The sequence below is a fragment of the Rhodoligotrophos appendicifer genome, from assembly GCF_007474605.1.
GTDB classification, from domain to species: domain Bacteria; phylum Pseudomonadota; class Alphaproteobacteria; order Rhizobiales; family Im1; genus Rhodoligotrophos; species Rhodoligotrophos appendicifer.
The window spans coordinates 1-935 of record NZ_VHKL01000032.1 but is presented as its reverse complement, the minus strand read 5'-3'; the positions used below and the strand labels follow the sequence as shown (position 1 = coordinate 935).

1 protein-coding gene is annotated in these 935 nt (G+C 54.5%); it reads left to right on the top strand.

What is annotated here, in order from left to right; all coding sequences use genetic code 11:
• The first annotated feature begins 427 nt into the window (after positions 1-427).
• Positions 428-628, top strand: coding sequence for a hypothetical protein (locus FKM97_RS26155; protein WP_144295397.1), 201 nt, complete (start codon positions 428-430; stop codon positions 626-628).
• Positions 629-935 lie beyond the last annotated feature (307 nt).

Sequence of the window (935 nt, the reverse complement as noted above, 5' to 3'; positions counted from 1 at the left end):
CGCGCGTCCACATCAAGGACCGCAAATCCAGCTGCTGATTGTCGATGCATTCGCGGATGCTCTTCATCCCATCCCGCTTGCCGAAGGCACATTTCACATGCACCGTCCAGCCGAGGCGGTAGACGTCCTTGAGGGTCTTTGTGTGCGCCTCGCTCATGAGAACGAAGAAAGAACATATCGCCCCTTGAAGTCAAGGTCGACGGCGGCGGAATGGCTTCTCACTCCACAGTTTAGGATCATCCGTCCGCGGTTCGTTCACCACATCGTCCGCGTTGCGGAAGGTATACCAAGTCCAACAATGTCACCGTCCTGCCCAACAGGACGCCTGAACGCCCTGTGTTCCAGTTGCGGTGCGGCACAAAACGGAACGTTCCAATATCACGACGGTTCGGGAAATAACTGGAAACCACGCAACAGGAGCAATCTCGTGAACCGCCCAGCCGTCCATGTGTCTCACAGCGCAACCACTTTGCCCGAGAATGAATTTGCGGAACCGTCTGCAGGTGTCCGCAGCGAATACATGTTCAAGCCAGGCTCCCCTGTCCTGGTTCCTATTGACTATGTCGGCTTTGCCGTCGCAACCATCATGGCTCTCGGGCCCTTGTCGGCATATGCTGTCGGTTTCTGATCTCGATGGATCGACGCTCCTTCACCTCGCCCGGGCGAGGTGAATACAGGGGCGCCCCAGCATTTTTGCCGGACAGTGTCTTTGCTAATTCAAGTTCTTGTTCACTATTTGTCTTGTGTCTGCCGAATTGAAATGATCAATCGGCGGACTTTGAGAAATTTTGTGAACTTGGTGCATCAACGGGTGATCCCTCACTCGGCTTCTACGACGGCCTCGTGAAAGGGTACCTTCAAGAGGAATTTGCCCTCTTCGTCAAAGATTTCGAAAGCCCGAGAAGAGACGTCTTTCCCCTGGCGAATGGCGTCAC